Raw genomic sequence first — 1,407 nt, 5'->3', positions numbered from 1 at the left:
AGCCTTTCTATTTCTTTCTGACACTTTCTTTTGTGAATCTAATAAAGTACCATCTAAATCTAAAACGATTGCTTTAACCTCAGATTCTAATTCCATATGTATATCCCCTTATTTATAGTATAAATTTCTCCTTTTATATTCTATATCAAGTTATAAACCCCTTTATATTCCATACGTGTGAAAGAAGTTTTAGTGGCATTTTGATTCATCCAAACACATAAAGTAACTAAATCTTTTGCTTGGTACTTACTGGTTCATTGTACAAAACCAACATCTCTAGCAAGATCTCGTAAGAAATTTGGAGATAAGAAGCTTTGAATTTCTTGAGCAAATAATTGTAATTCATCAGATACAGAAATAGACATACAAAAAATGCCATCCTTTCCTATGATTCTACAGAAAGAATAGCGTATTTTCTATTTTTTGGACATTTTAGATTACATGTAAATAGAATTTGGTGTAATTTTGTTTCGCTATTAGTATATTACAAGTCATTTTATTTTTTTACTCTACCTATATATATTAATCCATTAGAACGGTTACCATTCATTGTTACGTATTCTACTTTTTCATACTCTAATTTCTCAAATGTATTTGTCCATTCCTTTACACGTTTTTCATTATGATGGCGTAAAATAGCTCCATCAGATAATTCAAATACTCCATATGTGTAATACTTATCAACATACTGTTTATAACGTGTTATATTTCTTTCATCCTCATTTAGTAAAAAATCATTAATATAAATAATACCTTCTGGTTTTAATACCCTTTTAATTTCATTTAAAATAGAATCCTGTTCTTGATTTTGGTATACACAGGTTAGAACTGCAAATAATAAAACGGAATCAAAAAAATTATCTGGGAAAGGAAGTTTCCCACTTTTAATAATATTAAAATCAATAGCCATATCATTTGATTTAGCTCGTTTAATCATTTCTTCTGAAAAATCCGCACCAAATAAATTCGTAAATTGTTGTTCTTTTAGTTCAAGTAATGTTCTTCCATACCCGCATCCATAGTCCAATAAGATTGCATCTTTATTTACATACTTTGAGAATAAGTCAAGTTGAAAAGGTGTCGTGAATTCTTTTTCATTTGCTACTCCATTCCAGTATTCTTTTTGTTTATTCATACGTGATAACATTCCTTTCCCATAAATTCCCTTGATTATATTCCTAACAAGAAGAAAAAAACAGTCTTTACATTCATTTGTGTATTTGATATGAATCTGAAAGAACTACGAAAAACACAATCCATTCCTATGATTCTACAAAAAATTAGCGTGTTTTTTCATTTTAGGGGGGTACTTTGTTTTGTTAGATTGATAGCGATGTGGTGCTACCCCACATCCATCAACTTAAGGATTTAGACTATTCTTGAAGGTGAAAGCACGTTACTATTCTC

General features: G+C 29.3%; 2 protein-coding genes and 1 pseudogene. All 3 read right to left on the bottom strand.

Annotation, left to right across the window (positions count from 1 at the left end; genetic code table 11):
• Window positions 1-96 (bottom strand): HAD hydrolase family protein (locus JDS80_RS30600; protein ID WP_199640809.1); only part of this gene is annotated, 96 nt, incomplete at its 3' end.
• A 74-nt stretch (window positions 97-170) separates the two neighbouring features.
• Window positions 171-365: pseudogene (locus JDS80_RS30595) on the bottom strand (IS4 family transposase); the annotation flags it as partial.
• 131 nt (window positions 366-496) lie between these two features.
• A complete protein-coding gene (locus JDS80_RS30590; protein ID WP_199640808.1) occupies window positions 497-1,135 on the bottom strand; it encodes a class I SAM-dependent methyltransferase in 639 nt (212 codons plus the stop codon).
• Between the last annotated feature and the right edge of the window lie 272 nt (window positions 1,136-1,407).

The sequence above is a fragment of the Bacillus cereus group sp. N8 genome, from assembly GCF_016483685.1.
Classification (GTDB): domain Bacteria; phylum Bacillota; class Bacilli; order Bacillales; family Bacillaceae_G; genus Bacillus_A; species Bacillus_A proteolyticus.
This window is presented reverse-complemented; position numbering and strand designations above follow the sequence as displayed.